This is a genomic window from Enterococcus sp. AZ120, from assembly GCF_050546165.1.
In the GTDB taxonomy this organism is placed as follows: Bacteria; Bacillota; Bacilli; order Lactobacillales; family Enterococcaceae; genus Enterococcus; species Enterococcus faecalis.
The window spans coordinates 2,004,995-2,026,209 of the sequence record NZ_CP172950.1 but is presented as its reverse complement, the minus strand read 5'-3'; the positions used below and the strand labels follow the sequence as shown (position 1 = coordinate 2,026,209).

Here is a 21,215-nt window from a genome sequence, read left to right as displayed (position 1 = left end):
ATGGAGGAAAACGATGACAAACAAAATGATTAATTCTGCACAGGCACCAGCTGCTGTAGGGCCTTATTCACATTCTGTCTTAGCGGGAAATACGTTGTACATTTCTGGACAACTAGGATTAGATCCGCAATCGGGCGAAATGAAGACTACAGTGGAAGAACAAGCAAAACAAGCTTTTATCAATTTAGGTTCGATTTTAAAAGAGGTCGAGATGACCTATGATAATGTTGTGAAAACAACGGTGTTTTTACAACATATGTCTGATTTTAGCAAAATTAACGAAATCTATGGGAATTACTTTTCAGAAGTTTTGCCTGCACGTTCTTGTGTAGAAGTAGCCAAGTTGCCAAAAGATGGTTTATTTGAAATTGAAGCAGTTGCTGTCAAAGGATAATTTTTAAGATGTTTCTGAGGGAAAAAGGATTGCATTCTTTACTGATTAAGGGGAACAATCCTTTTAGAATAAAAAGAAGAAGGAAACGATCCTATGAATGAAAAAAAAGAGCAAGCATTATTTGAATATGATGCGAAACTATCAATTTCTGAAGCAATTCCGATGGGATTGCAACACGTTGTCGCAGCAGTAGTAGGGATTGTCACACCGGGAATTATGATTGCCAAAGTTTGCCAATTAAGTCCTAGTGATACGACTATTTTGATTCAAACATCATTGATTTTTTCAGCAGTTGCAACGTTAATTCAACTTTTCCCTATTTTTGGAAAAGTAGGTTCACGGTTACCAGTTATGATGGGGGCAAGTTTTGCGTATGTACCGATTTTGATGGCCATCGGAGCTGATTTTGGAATTGCAGCAATTTTTGGTTCCCAATTAGTTGGCAGTATTCTTGTTATTATTGTTGGTTTGTTCATTAAAAAAATCCGTGTGTTGTTTCCGCCTTTAGTAACGGGAACGGTTATTTTAAGTATTGGACTATCCCTGTTTCCAGTTGCGATTAAGTATATGGCAGGAGGAGCTGGTAGTGCTGATTTTGGTTCAGCCCGGAATTGGTTAGTTGCATTATTAACCTTTGCGATTGTCTTTTACTTCAATTATTTTGCAAAAGGATTTTTGAAGTTATCAGCAATTTTAAACGGAATGGTTATTGGCTATTTGATTTCTTTAGCTTTAGGGATGGTTAGTTTTGAGCCAGTTCAAAATGCTAAAATCGTTCAGGTAATTACCCCGTTTCATTTTGGACTGGATTTTCAACTGGTACCAATCTTTACGCTTGTGGTGATGTTTATTGTTGATGCTGTTCAAGCCATCGGTCAATTTACAGCAACAACGGTTGGGGCAATGGATCGGGATGCAACGGACGAAGAATTATCTGGCGGAATTATGGGGAGTGGATTCACTAACTTTATTGGCAGTTTATTTGGATCAATCCCAGTAGCAACTTTTGGACAAAATGTTGGTCTGGTTACGGTAACAAAAGTGATTAATAAGTATGTTCTGGTTTTCGCTTCAGTTATATTATTAATTGCTGGTTTTGTTCCGAAAGTAGCTGCGTTATTAACTACGATTCCTTACGCGGTAATTGGTGGTGCAACGATTTCAGTTTTTGCTTCTATTTCTATGACAGGTATTCGGATGATTGCTTCGCAGGAAATGACTCCTCGAAATACTGGGGTTGTCGGAACAGCTCTAGCATTTGGAATTGGTGTCACATTGTCTACTGGAAGCTTAGCTGGTTTTCCAACTTGGGTAACAACGATTTTCGGTAATTCGGAAGTTATCTTAACCACTTTGGTAGCAGTCCTTTTAAATGTCATTTTAAAACCAAAAAAGCGCGTAGCACTTGAGTGAAGATTGCTTTTTTTGATACGAAAGTGAGTAAGCTTTCGTATCCTTTTTCCCTTACGTTATCTATAAAAAAATGAACGAATAAAGGAGGAGAAGATGTTTACGTATTCCCTAAACTTAAAATTAAAAACAGATCGGAACTTTTTTGGTCCTGGCGTTGTCGAAGTTTTACAAAAAATTCAGCAAACTGGGTCACTAAACTTAGCGGCAAAAGAGATGAAAATGTCTTATAATAAGGCATGGCGGATTGTGCGGGTAGCTGAAGAAGAGCTATCTTTTCCATTAATTATCAAAAGTGTTGGTGGTTGTAATGGTGGCGGGTCAATTGTTACGGACCAAGGAAAAGAATTGATTGATCAATATCTTTTATTTGAGAAAAAAGTGTATCAACAGGTAGAGGCATGCTTTGAAGAAATCTTTAAAGAACAGGATGTAGTATCGGAGGAACTGAAATGAGAGAAGTATTTCAGCGTTTGAAACAGGCAATATTGGAAAAGCAAGACACGATGTTATTAACGATTGGTACAAGTTCAGGATCTACACCACGAAGTCAAGGGGCTAGAATGCTGGTTTCCGCCGAAGGTAGAATAGCCGGAACTGTTGGTGGTGGGGCGGTTGAATTTCAGGCTGAACAAGTGGCAAAAAAGCTACTTCTTGAGAAAGAAAATGCACAACGTCAATTTATTTTAGCCCCGAATAATATTGCTGATTTAGGTATGGTCTGTGGCGGGAATGTCACGATTTTTTTCCATTATCTTTCATGGGAAACGCCATTTTTAAAGGAGTTGTGTGAATCCATAGAAACGCATTTTCAAAATAACCAACAAGGTTGGTTAATGACTGAACTAGATCAAAACAATTTAGGAAAAGTATCCTTTTATAGTGAAACAGGCGAATTGATTGGTTCCACTTCTTGGGAGGGGGAATTAAGTTTGCTACCTAAAGGTATCCATTGTGTGCAAAAAGAGGAAACAACTTTTTTAACAGAAGCAATCCTCCAAGTAGGGAAAGTATATATTTTTGGAAGTGGACATGTCGCACGCGCATTGGTACCTATTTTAAACTATTTATCGTTTTATTGCGTTGTAGTGGACGATCGTCCAGAATTTTTGACGGCACAAGCTTTTCCACAAGCTGAGGAACTACGGGTGATTCCTTTAGAAAATTTAGCTGCGTTTATTGAAATAACGGCGGACGATTATGGTATAGTAATTACCAGAGGACACAATTTTGATTTCATCGTTGCCAAACAGTTATTGGAAACACCAGCCAAATATATTGGTGTGATGGGGAGCAAACACAAAATTGCTTCACAAGTTCGACGGTTAAAAGAGGTCGGTTATACAATGAATGAAATTGAAAGAATTTTCATGCCAATTGGCTTAGACATTGCAGCCGAAACACCAGAAGAGTTAGCGATTAGCATCGCGGGAGAATTAATTCAACAGCGCTATCAATAATGAGGACCTTTAAGTTAAATAAAAAACTTTTTTTGCTAAAAAATAATTTTTAGAACGAAGATTTGTGGTATAATCTAGGTGATTGAACACTAAACTATATCAGAAATCGAGGTGCAAGAAATGTATTCAATTATTGTAAATGGTCAAAGTGAAACCTGTGAAACAAACAAAAAATTAATGGACTTTTTGCGGGAGGATCTGGGTCTAACTGGAACAAAAGATGGCTGTAACCAAGGCTCTTGCGGTGCATGTACGGTGTTAGTAAATGGAAAGGCTTCCAAAGCATGTTTGTTTACTCTAGAAAAATTAGCTGGTAAAGAAGTCACGACAATCGAAGGTTTAAGCCAACGGCAAAAAGATGTCTATGCTTATGCGTTTGCAAAAACGGGTGCAGTTCAGTGCGGGTATTGCATCCCTGGGATGGTTATTTCGGCACAAGGATTATTGAACAAGAAACCCGAACCCGCAAAAGAAGACATTCAGAAAGCTATACGAGGAAACATTTGTCGTTGTACAGGATATGTGAAAATAATAGAAGCCATTCAGTTAGCTGCTAAAATGTTTTGTGAAGAAGCGAGCATTCCAGGAGAACATTCAAATGGTAAATTAGGGGAAGACTTCCAACGGGTCGATGCAGTGGAGAAAACCTTAGGAACAGGGATTTATGTAGATGACATTGACATAGAAGGAATGCTTCATGCATCTGCTTTGCGGAGTGCCTATCCTCGCGCAAAAGTTCTATCAATCGATAGTACCCAAGCATTGGCGCATCCTGACTGTGTGGCTGTGTTCACAGCTAAAGACGTTCCAGGAAATAATAAAATTGGTCATTTAGAATTTATTTCCGATTGGGATGTAATGATTCCAGAAGGTGAAATAACACGGTATGTTGGGGATGCAGTGGCACTCGTTGTTTCAAAAAGAAAAGAAACCTTACCAGAGATAAAAAATTTAGTGGAAGTTGATTACGAAGAAATGATACCGCTTACTTCTTGTGATGCTGCTTTAGCAGAAGGTGCACCAGCTATTCATGAAAAGGGCAATATCTTGTCTCATGAACACTTGGTACGTGGCAATGCAGAGGAAGTATTAGTAAATTCTGCGTTTGTAGTGACAGAACATTATTCCGTACCAATTAACGAACATGCCTTTATGGAACCCGAGTGTGCGATTGCACAGCCTGAAGGTGAGGGCATTTTACTCTTTAGTGCGGGTCAAAGTATCTATGATGAACAACGGGAAGTGGCTCGGATGTTAGGACTAGACAAGGAAAAAATTCATGTTCAATCAAAACTTGTTGGTGGTGGTTTTGGTGGAAAAGAAGACATGAGTGTTCAGCATCATGCATCCTTAGCCGCTTGGTTATTGAAGAAACCAGTAAAAGTACTGCTAAGCCGTGAAGAAAGTTTGATGGTTCATCCCAAACGCCATGGCATGGAAATGGACTTTACGACCGGCTGTGATGAAGAAGGCAATTTAACTGCAATGAAAGCAGTGATTTATGCGGATACTGGGGCCTATGCTTCTTTAGGAGGACCGGTATTGCAACGGGCTTGTACACATGCGGCAGGTCCCTACAAGTATCAAACGATTGATGTGGAAGGGTTTGCTGTATATACTAATAATCCGCCAGCAGGTGCATTTCGCGGATTTGGTGTTTGCCAAACGGCTTTTGCAATTGAAAGTAATTTAAACTTGTTAGCAGAAAAAGTCGGACTATCACCATGGGAAATACGCTTTAAAAATGCCGTCGCCCCAGGAGATACTTTACCGAATGGACAATTGGTCTCGAAAAATGCGGCGTTAAAAGAAGCCTTGTTAGCGGTTAAAGACGTCTATGAACAAGCGGAAGTTGCTGGAATTTCTAGTTTCTTTAAAAATAGTGGCGTGGGTGTGGGGCTACCTGATACAGGGCGTTGTATTATTTCTGTTGAAGAAGGAAAAATACATGTCCGCACAAGTGCTGCTTGTATCGGTCAAGGGATGGCAACCGTTACGACGCAAATTGCCTGTGAAACATTAAATTTACCACCAGAAATGATTGTTGCGGAAGCCCCTGATACAAGAAGAACACCGAATTCAGGAACGACAACGGCTTCGAGGCAGTCACTCTTCACAGGAGAAGCAACTAGAAGAGCGGCAATGCAATTACGGTATGAGCTTGATATGGGACGTGCTTTAAGCGATTTGGAAGGCGAAGAATTTTATGGGGAATATTCAGCGAAAACGGATCCATTAATTAATGATAAAAAAAGTCCAGTTAGTCATGCTGGTTATGGTTATGCTGCTGAAGTAGCTATTCTAGATGACAAAGGAAAAGTAGCTAAATTTGTGGCTGCGTATGATATGGGGCAAGTGGTGAATCCACGAGCTGCTGAAGGTCAAATTGAAGGTGGGATTGCAATGGGCATGGGGTATGCTTTAACTGAAAAATTTGCCTTAGAAGAAGGCTATGTTAAAGCAAAATATGCAACGCTAGGATTAGTGAATGCCACTCAAGTACCACCAATCGAAACAATTTTGGTTCATGCTGACAATCTTCACGAAGGTTTAGCCTATGGAATTAAAGGCGTAGGTGAGTTAGCAACGATCCCTACCGCACCAGCTGTAGCAGGCGCATATTTTGCCTTGGATGGTCAGCTCCGACCAAGTCTGCCTTTAGAAAATACCCCTTATCAAAAGAAAAAAAGATAAAAGGAGACAACTCATGTCACTCGTTAGTGTCATTATTCTAGCATCGGGCAATTCACAACGGATGGGCCAAAATAAATTGTTCTTAAAATATCAAGGAAAAACATTTTTAGAGCACACGTTAACCTTAGTGAATCAATTAGACGTATTAGAACGGATTTTAGTTGTTTCGCCTGAGAATCAGCCAGCGTTTCCTTTACCTAAGAACATTCAGTTGATTCTCAATCATCAATGGCAAGAAGGGCAAAGTAGCAGTATTCGTTTAGGAACCGAACAAGCTCGGGGAGCTGGCTATTTATACTTACCTAGTGATCAACCATTGTTAACACCTAAAATGCTACAACCCGTGTTAGATAAATGTCAGAGAAATAAAATTGTAGTGCCATTACAAAAAGATGGTTGTCCTAGTAGTCCAGTGTTATTCGGTAATCAATTTCGACAAGAACTATTAACATTGACTGGTGAAACAGGCGGACGCATGATTTATGAACGCTTTCCAGAAGCAGTTCAGATGTTGAGAATAGCGACTCCTGGCCGTTTAAAAGATATCGACACGCCAGAAGAGTACCAAAAATTAATTCAAGAAACCAATAGTTAGAGAGGAAAAACGTATGAAGGACTTGGTTTATTTAAATTATGCAGCGACTTCCTATAAAAAATTTCCAGCAACCATTGAGGCTTTGACTGCCTATTTAGCAGAAAATCAGTTCATGAATTACGGAAGAAATGCCCCTTTGCTTAGAGAGGGGCTTCCTCTTTTAGAGACACGTCAATTGTTAGCAGACTTTTTTCAGGCACCCAGTGCGGCTCAGATTACGTTTACGAATAACGCAACAACTTCCTTAAATCTTGCATTAGCGGGGATTTTACAACCTGGCGACCATGTGATTACGACTATGTTAGAACATCATGCAGTAGCTAGACCTCTTCACTTGCTTGAGAAAGAACGAGGCATTTCAGTGACGTATGTTGCTTGTCAAAAAACTGGCCTGTTAGATGTAGAAGATATTCAGCGAGCCTGGCGCACGAATACAAAAGCCTTGGTGATGACACACGCATCCAATGTCTTAGGCACCATTTTACCCATTGAAGAATGTTTTCAATGGGCTCAACAGAAAGGCTTACTAACTGTTTTGGATGCGGCTCAAACGGCGGGATTTTTACCAATAAAAATGACCCAGATGGCCATTGATGTGTTAGCCTTTACTGGACATAAAAGCTTATATGGATTAGCAGGTATTGGTGGGTTAGCTTTTAGTGAGCGAGGGGCTGAAGCGGTTAAGCCACTGATAACGGGCGGCACTGGTAGCCATTCTAATTCCTTTGATCAACCCTCTTTTTTACCAGATAAATTTGAAGCTGGTACGTTAAACAGTTTAGGTATTCTAAGCTTAAATAGTTCTGTTAAAGAGTTGAATAAAATTGGTTTAGCAGCGATTCAAAAGCACGAACGAACCTTAATGCAGAATTTTTTAAATGGTTTATCAGGGTTACCTGTCACAATTTTAGGAACCAAGGACGTGGCACAAACTGTCCCTGTTGTTTCTATCACACTGTGGAATCAGGAAGAAACAATAGTGGCACAGCAACTAGCAGAACAATATGGCATTATGACGCGCGCAGGTTTGCATTGTGCACCATTAGCCCATCAAACAGCTGGGACTTTAGCAACTGGCACCTTACGTTTTAGCTTTGGTTGGCAGACAACGCCTGAAGAAATTACTTGGACAATTCACGCTTTACAAGAACTACTAATTTGAGAAGGAGCGGACAGCATGGATTTTTTATCACAATGTACATCAGGTGGCTGTGGGGCAAAAATTGAATCCCGTGTACTGAACCAATTGTTGCAACACTTACCCGAAACACCGGCAAATGAGCGGCTACTCGTCGGATTTGAACATGCCGACGACGCCGCTGTTTACCAAATAACGTCTGAAAAAGCTTTGATTTCAACGGTAGATTTTTTTTCACCAATGGTCAATGATCCGTTATCATTTGGAAAAATTGCGGTCGCTAATGCTTTAAGTGATGTCTATGCCATGGGCGGTACAGTCCTCTATGCGTTAAATCTTGTTTGTTTTCCACAAAAGATGTCAAAAGAATGGTTGGAACAAATGCTCTTGGGTGGCAGCTTAAAATTAAAGGAAGCGGGTGCTTTACTGGCGGGAGGCCATTCGATTTATGATCATGAACCCAAGTATGGTCTAGCGGTAACCGGAGAAGTTCATCCAGAAAATTTGTGGCATAATAATGCGCCACAGGTGGGGGATGTCTTGATTTTAACTAAAGCATTAGGTGTAGGAATTATTCAAGCGGCTGTTCGGGGGCAATTGGCGAAGCAGACGGAACAAAAAATCGCACAAGATTCGATGGAACGTTTAAATAAATATGCCGCTGCGAATGCTCGATCCTACGCAGTACATGCTTGTACTGACGTGACTGGGTTTGGTCTATTAATTCATGCAAAAGAAATGGCTGATAATCAGGTAACATTACTGATTGATACAGAAACATTACCAACCATTACAGGAGCGTTGGCCTACGCCGCAGAATGTTTAGTTACTGCAGCTGGGCAAAGAAACCGCCAAACAATCGGAACGACAATCGATTATTCAAAAATTTCTATGGAAATGCAAGAACTTTTGTTTGATCCACAAACATCTGGCGGACTGTTAATTAGTGTCGCTGCTGATGAAGCGGCAGCCTGTTTAGCAGCTATTCAAAAAGAGGACCCTGTTGCCAAAATTATTGGCGAGGTTCTGCCAAAAGAACAACAAGCAGTAGTACTTTTATAGAGAGAAGGGCCAAATATGAAATTAGTAGATGCATTGGGAAAACCTTGCCCAATACCTGTGATTGAAACGAAAAAAGCCTTGGCGGAGCTAGGTTTGGCTGGAGGCACTATCGAGGTTTTAGTCGATAACGAAGTAGCCATTGAAAATTTAAAAAAATTAGCTACTAAAAAACAAGCCACTTTGACTGCGAAGCAGATAGAAGCCACGGTTTTCTCTGTCAAAATTACGGTACCTGAAGAAGCGACTCAACAAACAAGTCAGTCAGCAACAGATTTAGTAATTACGATTGGCTCCGATCAATTAGGTACTGGAGACGAGCAGCTAGGACGACTACTAATGAAAAGTTATCTTCAATCATTATCAGAAGCAGAAACTGTTCCTACACAGCTATTATTCTTTAATCGAGGGGCGTTTTTAACGAATCAAGCAGCGAACACCTTAGCTGATTTGCAACAATTAGCGGAGAAGGGAACCACGATTAAAACGTGTGGGGCCTGTTTAGATTTTTATCATTTAACAGACACCTTAGCTATCGGCTCTATTACTAATATGTATGAAATTGTTGAAACGATGAATCAAGCGGCTAAAGTAATTACGCTTTAACAAAAAAGAAGGTGAAAAGATGGAGTATTTGCTAACCTTTCCGAATACACATTATGCTGTTCAGGCAGAACAAGTACTGTTGACAAGAAAGGTGGCTGTTCGCGTCTTTACTTTGCCACCATCATTGACGGATGGCTGTGGGATCGGTTTACTCATTAATGAAGCGGAAATAACTCACAGTGTATGTTTTTTAGAAGAAGCAAAAGTACGCGTAGCCTCTATTTTTTCTGTGAAAAATGACCTTGGGGAAAGGAGGTACCAACTGTGGAGTCCTTAAAAAAGTGTTTTGATTTACAAGGAAAGGAGATTGTGTCAATTGTTGGTAGTGGTGGGAAAACAAGCTTAATGTGGGCGCTAGCAAAAACATATCGAAAAGAAGCTGTTCTGGTTAGTACAACCACAAAAATTGGGTTTCCCCAACGTCAATTGTATGATTATTTTTATACAAACCATTTTGAAAAAATAACGCCGAATATCTGCGGAATCACTTTAGCAGGAACCGCTATCAACAACCAAACAAAACTAACGATGCCTGCAATGACCTCGTTTCAAACATTGTTTCAGCACTTCACGAAAGTTTTTTTAGAAGCGGATGGGTCCAAACAACGACCTTTGAAAGGCTGGTCTTCTTATGAACCCGTGATATTAAAAGAAACAACCACCACAATTGGTGTGCTTCCGATTTCTGTGATTGGTCAAAAGATAGATGAAACGACCATTCATCGGTTGCCGCTTTTTTTGGAATTAACCGATGCGCAACAACAAGAACCAATCACAGAAACATTGTTAGCTCAACTCATTGCTCATCCAAAAGGATTGTTTAAAGAGAGCCAAGGCAAACGAATTTTGTGTTTAAATCAAACCCATACGCGAAGAGAGTTCGTTCAAGCGATGAATGTCTGTCTTCAGTTACCCAAAAGCTGTTTTGAAAAATTAGACAAAATTATTGCTTGCAATATGGAATTAGAGAAAGGACTTATTTTATGGGAGAAATCAGTCAAAACATCCAAGAAAAATTAGTGATTGTTCGCGGAGGGGGCGATCTAGCGACAGGTGTTATCCAAAAATTATGGCACGTTGGCTTTAAAATACTAGTATTAGAAACAGAATGTCCTCTGGCCATTCGGCGGACTGTTTCAGTTTGTGATGCTATTTTCCAGAAAGAACAAAGTGTGGAAGATTTGGTTGCTGTTCGAATTACTTCATTAAAGGATTGCGCGAAATGTTGGCAGCAAAATAAGCTGCCTGTTTTTGTCGATCAAACAGCAAGTGCTATTCAACAATTGAAACCACTGATTGTTATCGATGCGATTTTGGCTAAGAAAAATTTAGGTACGCATCGAGGAATGGCACCGATTACGATTGCTTTAGGACCAGGCTTTTCAGCACCGCAAGATGTCGATGTTGTGATTGAGACAATGCGTGGCCATAGGTTGGGACGTTTATACTTTGAAGGAACAGCTTTACCTAATACAGGTATTCCAGGTGAAATTGGCGGAAAAAGTGCGGAACGAGTTGTCCATGCCCCTGCTTCAGGACAAGTTACCCACCTTAAAAACATAGGGGATCTCGTGTTGAAAGGGGAAGCATTATTTTTAATCGATCAGGTTCCAGTTTATTCGCCTCTGACAGGGACTTTGAGAGGATTGATTTCAGAAAAGGTAACATGTTATCAAGGGTTGAAGTGTGCAGATGTAGATCCTCGACCAGTTGAGAAAGTCGATTGCTTGACGATCTCCGACAAAGCTCGTGCATTAGGGGGAGCGGTTTTAGAAGCAATTTTTATGATTGGAAGAAGGAAAAACGTTTTATAAAAAAGAACCTAAATAATATTTTTTTTACCTTAAAAATATTGTTAAAAAGGTTTGGAATGTGGTATAGTAAAGACGTAGTAAAAAATACTCTATCTCGAAAGGGGAAGAGTACATACTTAGTTAGATTAGTTTGTGAATAAAATCATTTGTAAAAGTTATTTTTTTAAGAATTAATGTAAGGGGTTACAATTGCATTTGAATGCATTGAAATATTTAGGAAAAAGAAAGGAAATGAATGAAGATGGCACTAGTAAAAATTGTTTATGCAAGTATGACTGGAAACACAGAAGAAATTTCCGAGATTTTGGAAGAACAGTTTCAAGAAGCTGGAGTTGAAGTAGAACGTGAAGAATGTTCAGAAGTTGATGTAGACTTCTTTGATGATGCAGATGCTTGTATTATCGCAACGTATACTTATGGTGATGGGGAACTGCCTTTTGAATTTGAAGATTTCTTTGATGAATTAACTGAGAAGGATTTAGCAGGTAAGCCATTTGGTGTTGTTGGCTCCGGTGATCGTGAATATGGTGAATTTTTCTGTAAATCAGCGCATGATTTTGTAGGAGCTTTTGAAAAAGCTGGTGCTAAAAAAGTAGCTGAAACAGTTGAAATTGAAAACAATGCAGAAGAAGAAGACATCGAAATGCTAAAAACATTTGTTAAAAGTGTCGCCACAACTTTATCTGATAGCGTTGCCTAAGGGTTTAAGAAAGTAGGAGTCAGAATGAAAAGGAACGATGAAGGTAGGTATTTCAATGTTTAATATTCTTCAATCGACTCAATTATCTAGTAATACATTTGATTTTTGGCTGGAAGCGCCAAGAATAGCGACACATGCTCAGGCTGGACAGTTTGTTATTTTAAGAATTGACGAAAAAGGAGAACGGATCCCCTTAACGATTGCGGAGACAAATCCACAAGCAGGCGGTATTCGAATTATTTTCCAAGTAATCGGTAAGACAACAGCTGCACTTTCCCAACTTAAAACTTCAGACTCTTTGTTGGATATCACTGGACCTTTAGGTATGCCCACAGAAGTGAAGCAATATGGAACGGTGATGGTTGTCGGTGGCGGGGTTGGTATCGCGGCTATTTATCCAATTATCAAGGCTTTAAAAGAAGCAGGCAACCGAGTGATTACGATTTTGGGAGCACGAACAGCTGAGTTAGTTCTGTTACAAGAAGAATGCCGTCGTTATTCAGATAATCTAATCATTACAACGGATGATGGTTCATTAGGTAAAAAGGGCTTAGTAACAGAAGCGATGGAAGAAGTTATTGCACGTGAATCTGTAGCGTGCAGTTGGGCGATTGGGCCCAGCATCATGATGAAATTTTGTACCTTGACAGCTGAAAAACATCAATTACCAATTTATGTTTCCTTGAATCCTATTATGATTGACGGAACAGGCATGTGTGGCGGTTGTCGGGTCACTGTTGATGGTACCATGAAATTTGCCTGTGTTGATGGACCTGAGTTTAAAGGCAATGAAGTAAATTGGGATGAATTCATTAATCGAATGAAGCAATATCAGGAAGAAGAAGCAGTTTGCTTTACAGATCGTTTGAAAGAGCAGGTGGAGAAAAATGGCTAGAAAAAGTCGTATAAAAACACCGATTGCGGAACAAGCACCTACTATCAGAAAGAATAATTTTGAAGAGGTTTGCTTAGGCTATACATTAGCAGAAGGGCAAGAAGAAGCGGTTCGTTGTTTACAATGTAAAAATGCACCTTGTATTGCTAAATGCCCCGTGATGATTGATATTCCTGGATTTATTTTAGCTATTCGTGAAGGAAACATGGAACAAGCAGCCGATATTTTAAGTAAATATACGAATTTACCTGCTATTTGTGGACGCGTTTGTCCGCAAGAGAAACAATGTGAACAAGTTTGTAAATTAGGGAAAGCCAAAAACTTTGAACCAGTGGCAATTGGCAAATTAGAACGTTTAGTTGCCGATTGGGCATTAGAAAATCACATGTTTCCTAAGAAAACAGCGGAACCAACAAAAGGGAAAGTCGCAGTGGTCGGTTCTGGTCCTTCTGGGTTAACAGTTGCGGGGGATTTGGCAAAGCTCGGCTACGAAGTAATTATTTTTGAAGCGCTTCACGAAGCTGGCGGTGTATTAACCTATGGCATACCTGAATTTCGCTTACCGAAAAAAATTGTTAAACAGGAAATTGCGAGTATTGAAGCCTTAGGTGTAACAATAGAAACCAATGTGGTAGTAGGTAAAACGATTACGATGGAAGAAATAATGTCAGAGTTTGATGCCTGTTATCTATCGGTTGGTGCAGGGGCACCAAACTTTATGGGAATCCCAGGAACTAGTTTAAATGGGGTTTATTCTTCTAGTGAATTTTTTACACGAATCAATTTAATGCATAGCTATGAGTTTCCAGAATATGATACACCGATTAAACGTGCTAAAAATGTTGTTGTGATTGGCGGCGGGAATGTTGCAATGGATGCCGCTCGTTCAGCCAAACGATTAGGCGCTGAAAATGTGAATATTGTGTATCGTCGTTCGTTAGAAGAATTACCAGCAAGAATTGAAGAATACCACCATTCCCTTGAAGAAGGAATTAACTATTATTGGTTAACGAATCCAATTGCTTATTTGGATGACCAACAAGGAAATCTAGCTGGTGTTGAATGTGTCAAAATGGTTTTAGGTGAACCAGATGTGTCTGGAAGACGACGGCCAGAACCGGTTCCAGACAGCACGTTTACCATTCCTGCTGATGCAGTAATCGAGGCAATTGGCCAAGGGGCAAATCGAGTCTTGTTATCAACATATCCAGAAATAGAACTAAACCAATGGGGTTACATTCAAGCTGATCCTAAAACAGGAGCAACCTCAATACCTGGCGTTTTTGCTGGGGGCGATATAGTCACAGGTGCTGCCACCGTTATTTTAGCGATGGGCGCTGGGAAAATCGCAGCTAATGCAATTGATCAGTATGTCAAAACACAAAAAACAACAGTCACAAGCAATGTTTAGGAAAGATAAAAGGTGAAAAAATGAAAAAAACAATGGATGGAAACACCGCAGCGGCTTATATTTCATATGCGTTTACAGAAGTTGCCGCTATTTATCCTATCACACCAAGTTCAACAATGGCTGAGTTGGTAGATGAATGGGCGGAAAGTGGTTTAAAAAATATTTATGGTCAAAAAGTTCAAGTTATTGAAATGCAATCAGAAGCTGGGGCAGCGGGAGTAGTTCATGGTTCGTTAAAAACAGGTGCGTTAACCACTACTTATACTGCTTCACAAGGTTTACTGTTGATGATTCCCAATATGTATAAAATCGCAGGAGAATTGCTGCCTTCTGTGTTCCACGTGGCGGCTCGGGCAGTAACGACAAGTGCGTTGAGTATTTTTGGTGATCATGGCGATGTGATGGCTACCCGCCAAACAGGTTTTTGTATGTTAGCAGAATCGAGTGTTCAAGAAGTGATGGATTTGTCGGCAGTTGCTCATTTAGCTAGCTTAGAAGGTAGTTTACCTTTTGTAAACTTTTTTGATGGTTTTAGAACGAGCCATGAACTACAAAAAATCGAAGTGATTGATTATGATGACCTGAAAGAAATGGTGAATCAGGAAGCTGTAACTCGTTTTAGAATGGGAGGCATGAATCCTAATCATCCCACTGTTTCAGGGACCGCTCAAAATCCTGACATTCATTTTCAACAAAGAGAAACAGTCAATAAAAATTACGAAGAAATGCCAAAAATTGTTCAAAAATACATGAAAAAAATTAACAATCTTCGTGGAACAACGTATGATTTAACCGATTATTACGGGGTTGAAGATGCAACAGAAGTCATTATTTCAATGGGGTCGGCTTCGCCAGTAATCAAACAAACAGTCGACTATCTCAATCAACAAGGACGCAAAGTTGGTTTTATCAATATTCATTTATATCGTCCATTTCCTACCGAAAACCTTCTTGAAAAATTACCAGCTACAGTAGAAAAGGTTGCGGTTTTAGATCGAACAAAAGAATCGGGAGCCGAAGGGGAACCGTTATTGCTAGATGTTCAAAGCGCTCTCTATCAACATGAAAATCGACCAATTGTGATTGGTGGACGTTATGGGTTAGGCTCTAAAGACGTAGCGCCTAATCAAATTAAAGCGATCTATGATCATTTGTTATTGCCATTTAAAGAATTAAAACAACGTTTTACGGTAGGGATCGTTGATGATGTAACCTATCAATCATTGCCAGAAGAACCTACTTTAGATTTAACGCCAGATACTACCTTCCAAGCAAAATTTTGGGGCTTTGGTTCTGACGGAACTGTGGGAGCAAACAAGCAAGCGATTAAAATTATCGGAGATCATACCGACCTTTATGCACAAGCTTACTTTAGTTATGATTCTAAAAAATCAGGCGGTTTAACCGTTTCGCATCTGCGTTTTGGTAAAGAGCCAATTACTTCCACGTATTTAATTGAACAAGCAGATTTCATCGCTTGTCATAATGCTTCCTATTTGCATAAATACGACCTGTTAAAAGGTTTAAAAGATGGCGGAACGTTTTTACTGAATACTATTTGGGATCAAGAAAAGATTCATCGTTTATTACCGGCTAAGTTAAAAAAATATATTGGGGAGCACCAAATCAAATTTTATATTATCAATGCGGTTGAGTTAGCTCGCAAAGTAGGCTTAGGCCGTCGGATCAATACAGTGATGTCTACTGCCTTTTTTGAAGTAACAGATATTTTAACGAAAGAGCAATATTTACCGTTACTTAAAGAAGAAGTGAAAAAGACTTATGGAAAAAAATCAATGGAAATTGTTGAAAAAAATTACCAAGCGATTGATGCTACCTTTGAATCGCTGCAAGAAATTGTAGTTCCAGAAGATTGGGCAACCATTGTTTTAGAGCCAGAAAATCAAGAGTCGGAAGCTCCAGCTTTTGTGACAAATATTTTAGAACCAATCAATCGTCAAGAAGGGGATCAGCTGACCGTTTCAGATTTGATTGAAAACGGAATGAAGGGCGGTGCCATTCCTATGGGCACTGCGGCTTATGAAAAACGTGGCATTGCGTTAGAAGTGCCTGAGTGGCAAATGGATAAGTGTACGATGTGTAATGAATGTGCCTTTGTTTGTCCACATGCGGCTATTCGACCGTTTTTAGCGGATGAAGAAGAACTGAAAGAAGCACCTGCAGGTTTTGCCATGCGCGAAATGCGTGGCACAGATGGGTTGATGTATCGTATCCAAGTTTCTTTAGAAGACTGTACAGGTTGTGGTCTTTGTGTTCAGGCATGTCCCGTGAAAGACAAGGCGATTTTAATGAAACCTTATGAAACTCAGAAAGAGCAAGCGATGAATTGGGCCTTTGCGATGACTCTTAAACAAAAAGCCAACCCAGTCAAAAAACTTTCTGTTAAAGGTTCCCAATTTAACCAGCCATTGATGGAATTTTCAGGTGCTTGTGAAGGCTGTGGCGAAACACCTTATATTAAGTTGTTGACGCAACTATTTGGTGATCGAATGATGATTGCTAACGCAACAGGCTGTTCATCAATTTGGGGTGGTTCGTCACCGGTGACGCCTTATACAACGAACGAATGTGGCCAAGGACCAGCTTGGAGTAATTCGCTGTTTGAAGATAATGCGGAATATGGTTATGGTATGTATATTGCCAATCGAACGAAACGTCAACATTTAGCTAGTCTGGTTGAAGAAAGTCTTGCTAAAAACGTCGGATCAGATTCACTTCAAGCCTTGTTAAACGATTGGTTGGAACACATGGCTGAAGGGGAAGGAACACAACAGCGAGCAACCAAACTAGCGGCAGCATTAAGTGAAGAAGCCGATGAAGATCCACTTTTAACAAAAATTTACGAACAAAAAGATTTACTAGTGAAAACGAGTCAATGGATTGTCGGCGGCGATGGCTGGGCCTATGATATCGGGTTTAGCGGCATTGATCATGTTCTTGCTAGTGGGGAAGATGTTAATATTTTTGTTATGGATAACGAAGTGTATGCCAATACAGGCGGACAAACATCTAAAGCTACACCAGCTTCAGCCATTGCCAAATTCTCAGCGGGTGGGAAACATACCTCTAAAAAAGATTTAGGGATGATGGCAATCACTTATGGGAATGTCTATGTTGCACAAGTGGCTTTAGGCGCAAACTCAATGCAAACGATTAAAGCAATTGACGAAGCGGAGCGGTACCCAGGCCCATCAATTATCATTGGTTATACCCCATGTATTAATCACGGGGTCAAAGGTGGAATGGTTCGGACGTTAGATCAAGCCAAAGAAGCCGTTGAATCTGGCTATTGGCCACTTTATCGCTATAATCCAGAGTTAGTTAAGAAAGGCAAAGATCCGATGGTCATTGACTACAAGAAAACAGATTTTGACAAAATGCGTGATTTCCTTGAAAAACAAACACGTTACTCTGCGTTGCATACAATTAAAGAGAATCAAGAAGTAGTCGAACATTTACTTGATAAAACTAAAGAAGATGCAATTGAACGCTCTGAAAGTTATAACAAACTAGTCACACATATGAAAAAATAAAAAAACAAAGCCTCTTACTTGAGAGGCTTTGTTTTTTTATCCAATAATAATTTTTTCTGAAGGGTATTCGTAGCCTAAGTCACGTGTTTCTTTTGGTACAAAAATCATTAAGGTATAAAGCATACCAATACGTCCAATAAACATTAATAAGGCAATCATTAATTTACCTACTGTTGTTAAATCGTCTGTAATGCCCAAAGAAAGACCGGTTGTCCCAAAGGCAGAAGCGACTTCCACAATGATTGAAATCAAGGGCAGATTTTCAGTGGCTGACAAAAAGACGACAGCGAAAAAGCACATAATCAAAGATAACATGAAGACGACAATCGATTTTTTGACATCATCGTCATCTATTTTACGGCTAAAGACGCTAATATCATCTTCACTTTTTAAAAAGGCTAACAAATACAAGCCAATAATCGCAACAGTCGTTGTTCGAACACCACCACCAACAGAGCTAGGACTACAACCAATAAACATTAACACAGAGAAAATAATCAACGTTGTAATTTGGAAGTCCCCTAAATCATTAATTTGGAGGCCAGCGTTTCGTGTAGTCATCGAATAAAACATCGAACTTACCCAACGGCCACTTTCATTCATTGTCAAAAATAGGTGATCTTTTTCTAATAAGTAAATCAAAATAGTCCCACCAATAAACAGAACAATAAACGCTAGCAAAGCAATTTTACTAAACAATGAGAAGCGGAAAGGCAAGCCTCGTTTCTTCTTACGAAAGTTCTTTTTCTTAAAATGTAACCACTCATGAATTTCCAGTAAAACGGGAAATCCAATCCCGCCGATAAAAATCAAGAACATAATTGCCAGTAAAAAGAGATAATCATGAGCAAAAGGAATAATTGAATCACCTGAAATATCAAAGCCGGAATTAGTCACTGCAGAAATAGCTTGATAAAATCCATAAAATATCGCATCTCGCCAGTTCGTATAATAACCACTTATATAAAAATAAAGCGAAAAGAGCGAGCCGAAGATTACTTGGAACCAAATTAAAATCAAAAAAGTGGTGCGGATCAGTCGAACAATTCCGCTCAGTCGCGGCTGATTCATGTCAGTCATAATTAACTGACGTTGCTTTAATGTGATTCGCCGTTTTGATAAAATAAAAAAGACCGTTGAAATCATCATAATCCCTAAGCCACCAACTTGGAAAAGAACTTCCAATAAGACGATCCCACGATCATTAAAAACCGAATTAATATCGACTGTGGTGAGTCCAGTAACACTGACTGTACTGATTGCTAAGAAAAATAAATCAATAAAAGGAACACGCGAGTCAGGTTCTCTGAAAATAGGGAGGCAAAACAATAAATAAGAAATAACCGTCATTAATATGTAATAAGCGACGATGATTTGAATAGATGAAAAATTTTTGCGAATAAATCGATCGCTTTTTCGCTGTGCCAGCCACAGCAAACGTGTATGGTTCACTAGATAACCTCCCAATTCTAATTAAACTAAGTATACCAAAACTTTTCGCCTCAAACGAATAATTCTGCCAGAAAATCCTTGAAATGACAAATAAAAATAAGAAATTCGTTAGAAATAATTGGAAAACATCCACAAACAAGCGAGAACATGATATTTTATGAAAGAATAGAAAAATAGGTTGTTCCCCAAACAACTTATTGCTAATTGGTCAGTTTGTCTAACGATACAACTTTAAAAAGTAGTGGTAGCTTTTTTATTTCGGTTGATATGTGAATGTGTTCACTTTATGTAACAAACTGTTATTTTTATTCAAATGAAAAATAAGAAATTGTGTTGGTAGAAATCAATAGTTTATAAGGTGGGAAAACAATGAAAAAAGTGTTAATGGGAGTTCTTTCCCTAGGGTTATTATTAGGTGCAGCAACAGGTTGTACAAGCGATCAAGAAAAAGCCGCTGGTAAAACAAAAGCGTCTTCTGAAAAAACAGAAGCAACATCTGGTGCCTCTGCTAATGGTTATACAGATCCAAGTGAACTAAAAGACAGTTATGATGTTGTTATTGTTGGTTCAGGTGGTGCGGGGATGACCGCTGCATTACAAGCCAAAGAAGCTGGCATGAATCCAGTTATTTTAGAAAAAATGCCTGTTGCAGGTGGGAATACAATTAAATCGTCTTCAGGAATGAATGCTTCACAAACAAAATTCCAAGAAAAAGAAGGCATTAAAGATAGCAACGATAAATTCTTTGAAGAAACACTAAAAGGCGGTAAAGGAACCAACGATCAAGAATTACTACGTTATTTTGTTGATCATTCAGCTGAAGCAATTGATTGGTTAGATACAAAAGGAATTACATTGAGCAATTTAACGATTACAGGTGGAATGAGCGAAAAACGCACACACCGACCTGCTGACGGATCAGCAATTGGGGGCTATCTAGTTGACGGTTTAGTACGTAACGTTCGCGAAGAAAAAATTCCATTGTTTGTTGATGCTGACGTGACAGACTTAGTTGAAGAAAACGGTCAAATTGATGGCGTAAAAGTGAAAATGAAAGATGATAAAGAAAAAACAGTTAAAGCAAAAGCAGTCGTTGTCACAACAGGTGGTTTCGGTGCCAACGAAAAATTAATTACACAATACAAACCAGAATTGAAAAACTATGTTACAACGAACCAAGAAGGCACAACAGGTGACGGTATCCAAATGATTCAAAAAGTTGGCGGTGCGTTAGTGGATATGAAAGAAATTCAAATTCACCCAACTGTTCAACAAAGCGATGCTTTCTTAATTGGTGAAGCAGTTCGTGGAGAAGGCGCAATCTTGGCTTCTCAAAAAGGAGAACGTTTTGTTAATGAGTTAGATACACGCGACAAAGTTTCTGCAGCAATCAATGCCTTACCAGAAAAATCAGCTTATTTAGTCTTTGACCAAGGCGTTCGCGACCGTGCAAAAGCCATTGATTTCTATGATCAAAAAGGTTTCGTGGAAAAAGGTGAAACGATTGAAGAATTAGCTGAAAAAATTGGCATGCCTGCCGATACATTGAAAGCAACGATTGATACTTGGAACCAAGATGTTAATGCCAAAGATGACAAACAATTTGGCCGGACAACTGGCATGGAAGCTGACTTAAGCACAGCGCCTTACTACGCAATTAAAATTGCACCAGGGATTCACCACACAATGGGTGGCGTGAAAATCAACACGAAAACAGAAGTTTTACGTGAAGATGGCACACCAATTAAAGGTCTATATGCTGCTGGTGAATTAACAGGTGGCTTACATGGTCAAAACCGTATCGGAGGCAATGCCATCGCCGATATTATCATTTATGGTCGTCAAGCAGGTACGCAATCAGCAGAATTTGCCTCTGCTCAAAAATAACTAGCATTAAAAAGTCTGAAATTGTAGTCAAATAACTACAATTTCGGGCTTTTTTATTGCATACTAGCAGGATCATTAGTTGGAGTATAAACAGCCCTGCTAAAATGACTTTGGCGTAGATTCTGTTTTTTTCAGAAAAATGCACG

General features: G+C 39.4%; 18 protein-coding genes. 17 read left to right on the top strand and 1 reads right to left on the bottom strand.

Going from position 1 to position 21,215, the window contains the following annotated elements:
* Positions 1-13: 13 nt before the first annotated feature.
* From IGJ46_RS09690 to nifJ, 16 genes are all read left to right on the top strand, one after another.
* Positions 14-394, top strand: a complete 381-nt coding sequence (locus tag IGJ46_RS09690) for a RidA family protein (RefSeq protein WP_002362244.1) — start codon at positions 14-16, stop codon at positions 392-394.
* A 93-nt stretch (positions 395-487) separates the two neighbouring features.
* A complete protein-coding gene (locus IGJ46_RS09685; protein ID WP_002356594.1) occupies positions 488-1,807 on the top strand; it encodes a nucleobase:cation symporter-2 family protein in 1,320 nt (439 codons plus the stop codon).
* 93 nt (positions 1,808-1,900) lie between these two features.
* Complete coding sequence (locus IGJ46_RS09680) at positions 1,901-2,260, top strand: winged helix-turn-helix domain-containing protein (protein ID WP_002356595.1); 360 nt, start codon at positions 1,901-1,903, stop codon at positions 2,258-2,260.
* Positions 2,257-3,264 (top strand): XdhC family protein, encoded by a 1,008-nt coding sequence (locus IGJ46_RS09675; protein WP_218391223.1) that lies wholly within the window; start codon positions 2,257-2,259, stop codon positions 3,262-3,264. The genes IGJ46_RS09680 and IGJ46_RS09675 overlap by 4 nt, the downstream gene beginning before the upstream one ends.
* 120 nt (positions 3,265-3,384) lie before the next feature.
* Positions 3,385-5,958, top strand: a complete 2,574-nt coding sequence (gene xdh / locus IGJ46_RS09670) for a selenium-dependent xanthine dehydrogenase (protein WP_430613786.1) — start codon at positions 3,385-3,387, stop codon at positions 5,956-5,958.
* A gap of 13 nt (positions 5,959-5,971) precedes the next feature.
* On the top strand, positions 5,972-6,553 hold the full coding sequence (gene mocA, locus IGJ46_RS09665) for a molybdenum cofactor cytidylyltransferase (protein WP_002372229.1): 582 nt from the start codon (positions 5,972-5,974) through the stop codon (positions 6,551-6,553).
* A 13-nt stretch (positions 6,554-6,566) separates the two neighbouring features.
* On the top strand, positions 6,567-7,715 hold the full coding sequence (sclA, locus tag IGJ46_RS09660; RefSeq protein ID WP_002409647.1) for a selenocysteine lyase SclA: 1,149 nt from the start codon (positions 6,567-6,569) through the stop codon (positions 7,713-7,715).
* Positions 7,716-7,730: 15 nt separating this feature from the next.
* Positions 7,731-8,753: a selenide, water dikinase SelD gene (gene selD / locus IGJ46_RS09655; RefSeq protein ID WP_430613783.1), complete on the top strand. Its 1,023-nt coding sequence runs from the start codon at positions 7,731-7,733 to the stop codon at positions 8,751-8,753.
* Positions 8,754-8,768: 15 nt separating this feature from the next.
* A complete protein-coding gene (gene yedF, locus IGJ46_RS09650) occupies positions 8,769-9,356 on the top strand; it encodes a sulfurtransferase-like selenium metabolism protein YedF (protein ID WP_156210114.1) in 588 nt (195 codons plus the stop codon).
* A 19-nt stretch (positions 9,357-9,375) separates the two neighbouring features.
* On the top strand, positions 9,376-9,633 hold the full coding sequence (locus IGJ46_RS09645; protein ID WP_002367121.1) for a DUF3343 domain-containing protein: 258 nt from the start codon (positions 9,376-9,378) through the stop codon (positions 9,631-9,633).
* The gene (yqeC, locus tag IGJ46_RS09640; RefSeq protein ID WP_002362599.1) at positions 9,621-10,376 is read left to right on the top strand and encodes a selenium cofactor biosynthesis protein YqeC; all 756 of its coding nucleotides are present in this window, start codon (positions 9,621-9,623) and stop codon (positions 10,374-10,376) included. The genes IGJ46_RS09645 and yqeC overlap by 13 nt, the downstream gene beginning before the upstream one ends.
* Entirely contained in the window at positions 10,340-11,170 is an 831-nt protein-coding gene (gene yqeB, locus IGJ46_RS09635) for a selenium-dependent molybdenum cofactor biosynthesis protein YqeB (protein WP_162783269.1), read from the top strand. The genes yqeC and yqeB overlap by 37 nt, the downstream gene beginning before the upstream one ends.
* Positions 11,171-11,405: 235 nt before the next feature.
* Positions 11,406-11,870, top strand: a complete 465-nt coding sequence (locus IGJ46_RS09630) for a flavodoxin (protein ID WP_002382673.1) — start codon at positions 11,406-11,408, stop codon at positions 11,868-11,870.
* Between the two features lie 37 nt (positions 11,871-11,907).
* Positions 11,908-12,765 (top strand): sulfide/dihydroorotate dehydrogenase-like FAD/NAD-binding protein, encoded by an 858-nt coding sequence (locus IGJ46_RS09625; protein ID WP_025186357.1) that lies wholly within the window; start codon positions 11,908-11,910, stop codon positions 12,763-12,765.
* Positions 12,758-14,176, top strand: coding sequence for an NADPH-dependent glutamate synthase (gene gltA / locus IGJ46_RS09620; protein ID WP_430613781.1), 1,419 nt, complete (start codon positions 12,758-12,760; stop codon positions 14,174-14,176). The genes IGJ46_RS09625 and gltA overlap by 8 nt, the downstream gene beginning before the upstream one ends.
* 20 nt (positions 14,177-14,196) lie before the next feature.
* Positions 14,197-17,730 carry a pyruvate:ferredoxin (flavodoxin) oxidoreductase gene (gene nifJ, locus IGJ46_RS09615; RefSeq protein WP_218391220.1) on the top strand — a complete coding sequence of 1,178 codons (3,534 nt, stop codon included), beginning with the start codon at positions 14,197-14,199 and terminating at the stop codon, positions 17,728-17,730.
* A gap of 36 nt (positions 17,731-17,766) precedes the next feature.
* On the opposite strand, the gene IGJ46_RS09610 is transcribed toward nifJ, so the two are convergent.
* Positions 17,767-19,182: a TrkH family potassium uptake protein gene (locus IGJ46_RS09610; RefSeq protein ID WP_165548609.1), complete on the bottom strand. Its 1,416-nt coding sequence runs from the start codon at positions 19,180-19,182 to the stop codon at positions 17,767-17,769.
* Positions 19,183-19,551: 369 nt separating this feature from the next.
* Here IGJ46_RS09610 and IGJ46_RS09605 point away from each other — a divergent pair, with 369 nt between their 5' ends.
* Complete coding sequence (locus IGJ46_RS09605) at positions 19,552-21,069, top strand: flavocytochrome c (RefSeq protein ID WP_002356617.1); 1,518 nt, start codon at positions 19,552-19,554, stop codon at positions 21,067-21,069.
* The last annotated feature ends 146 nt before the right edge of the window (positions 21,070-21,215 follow it).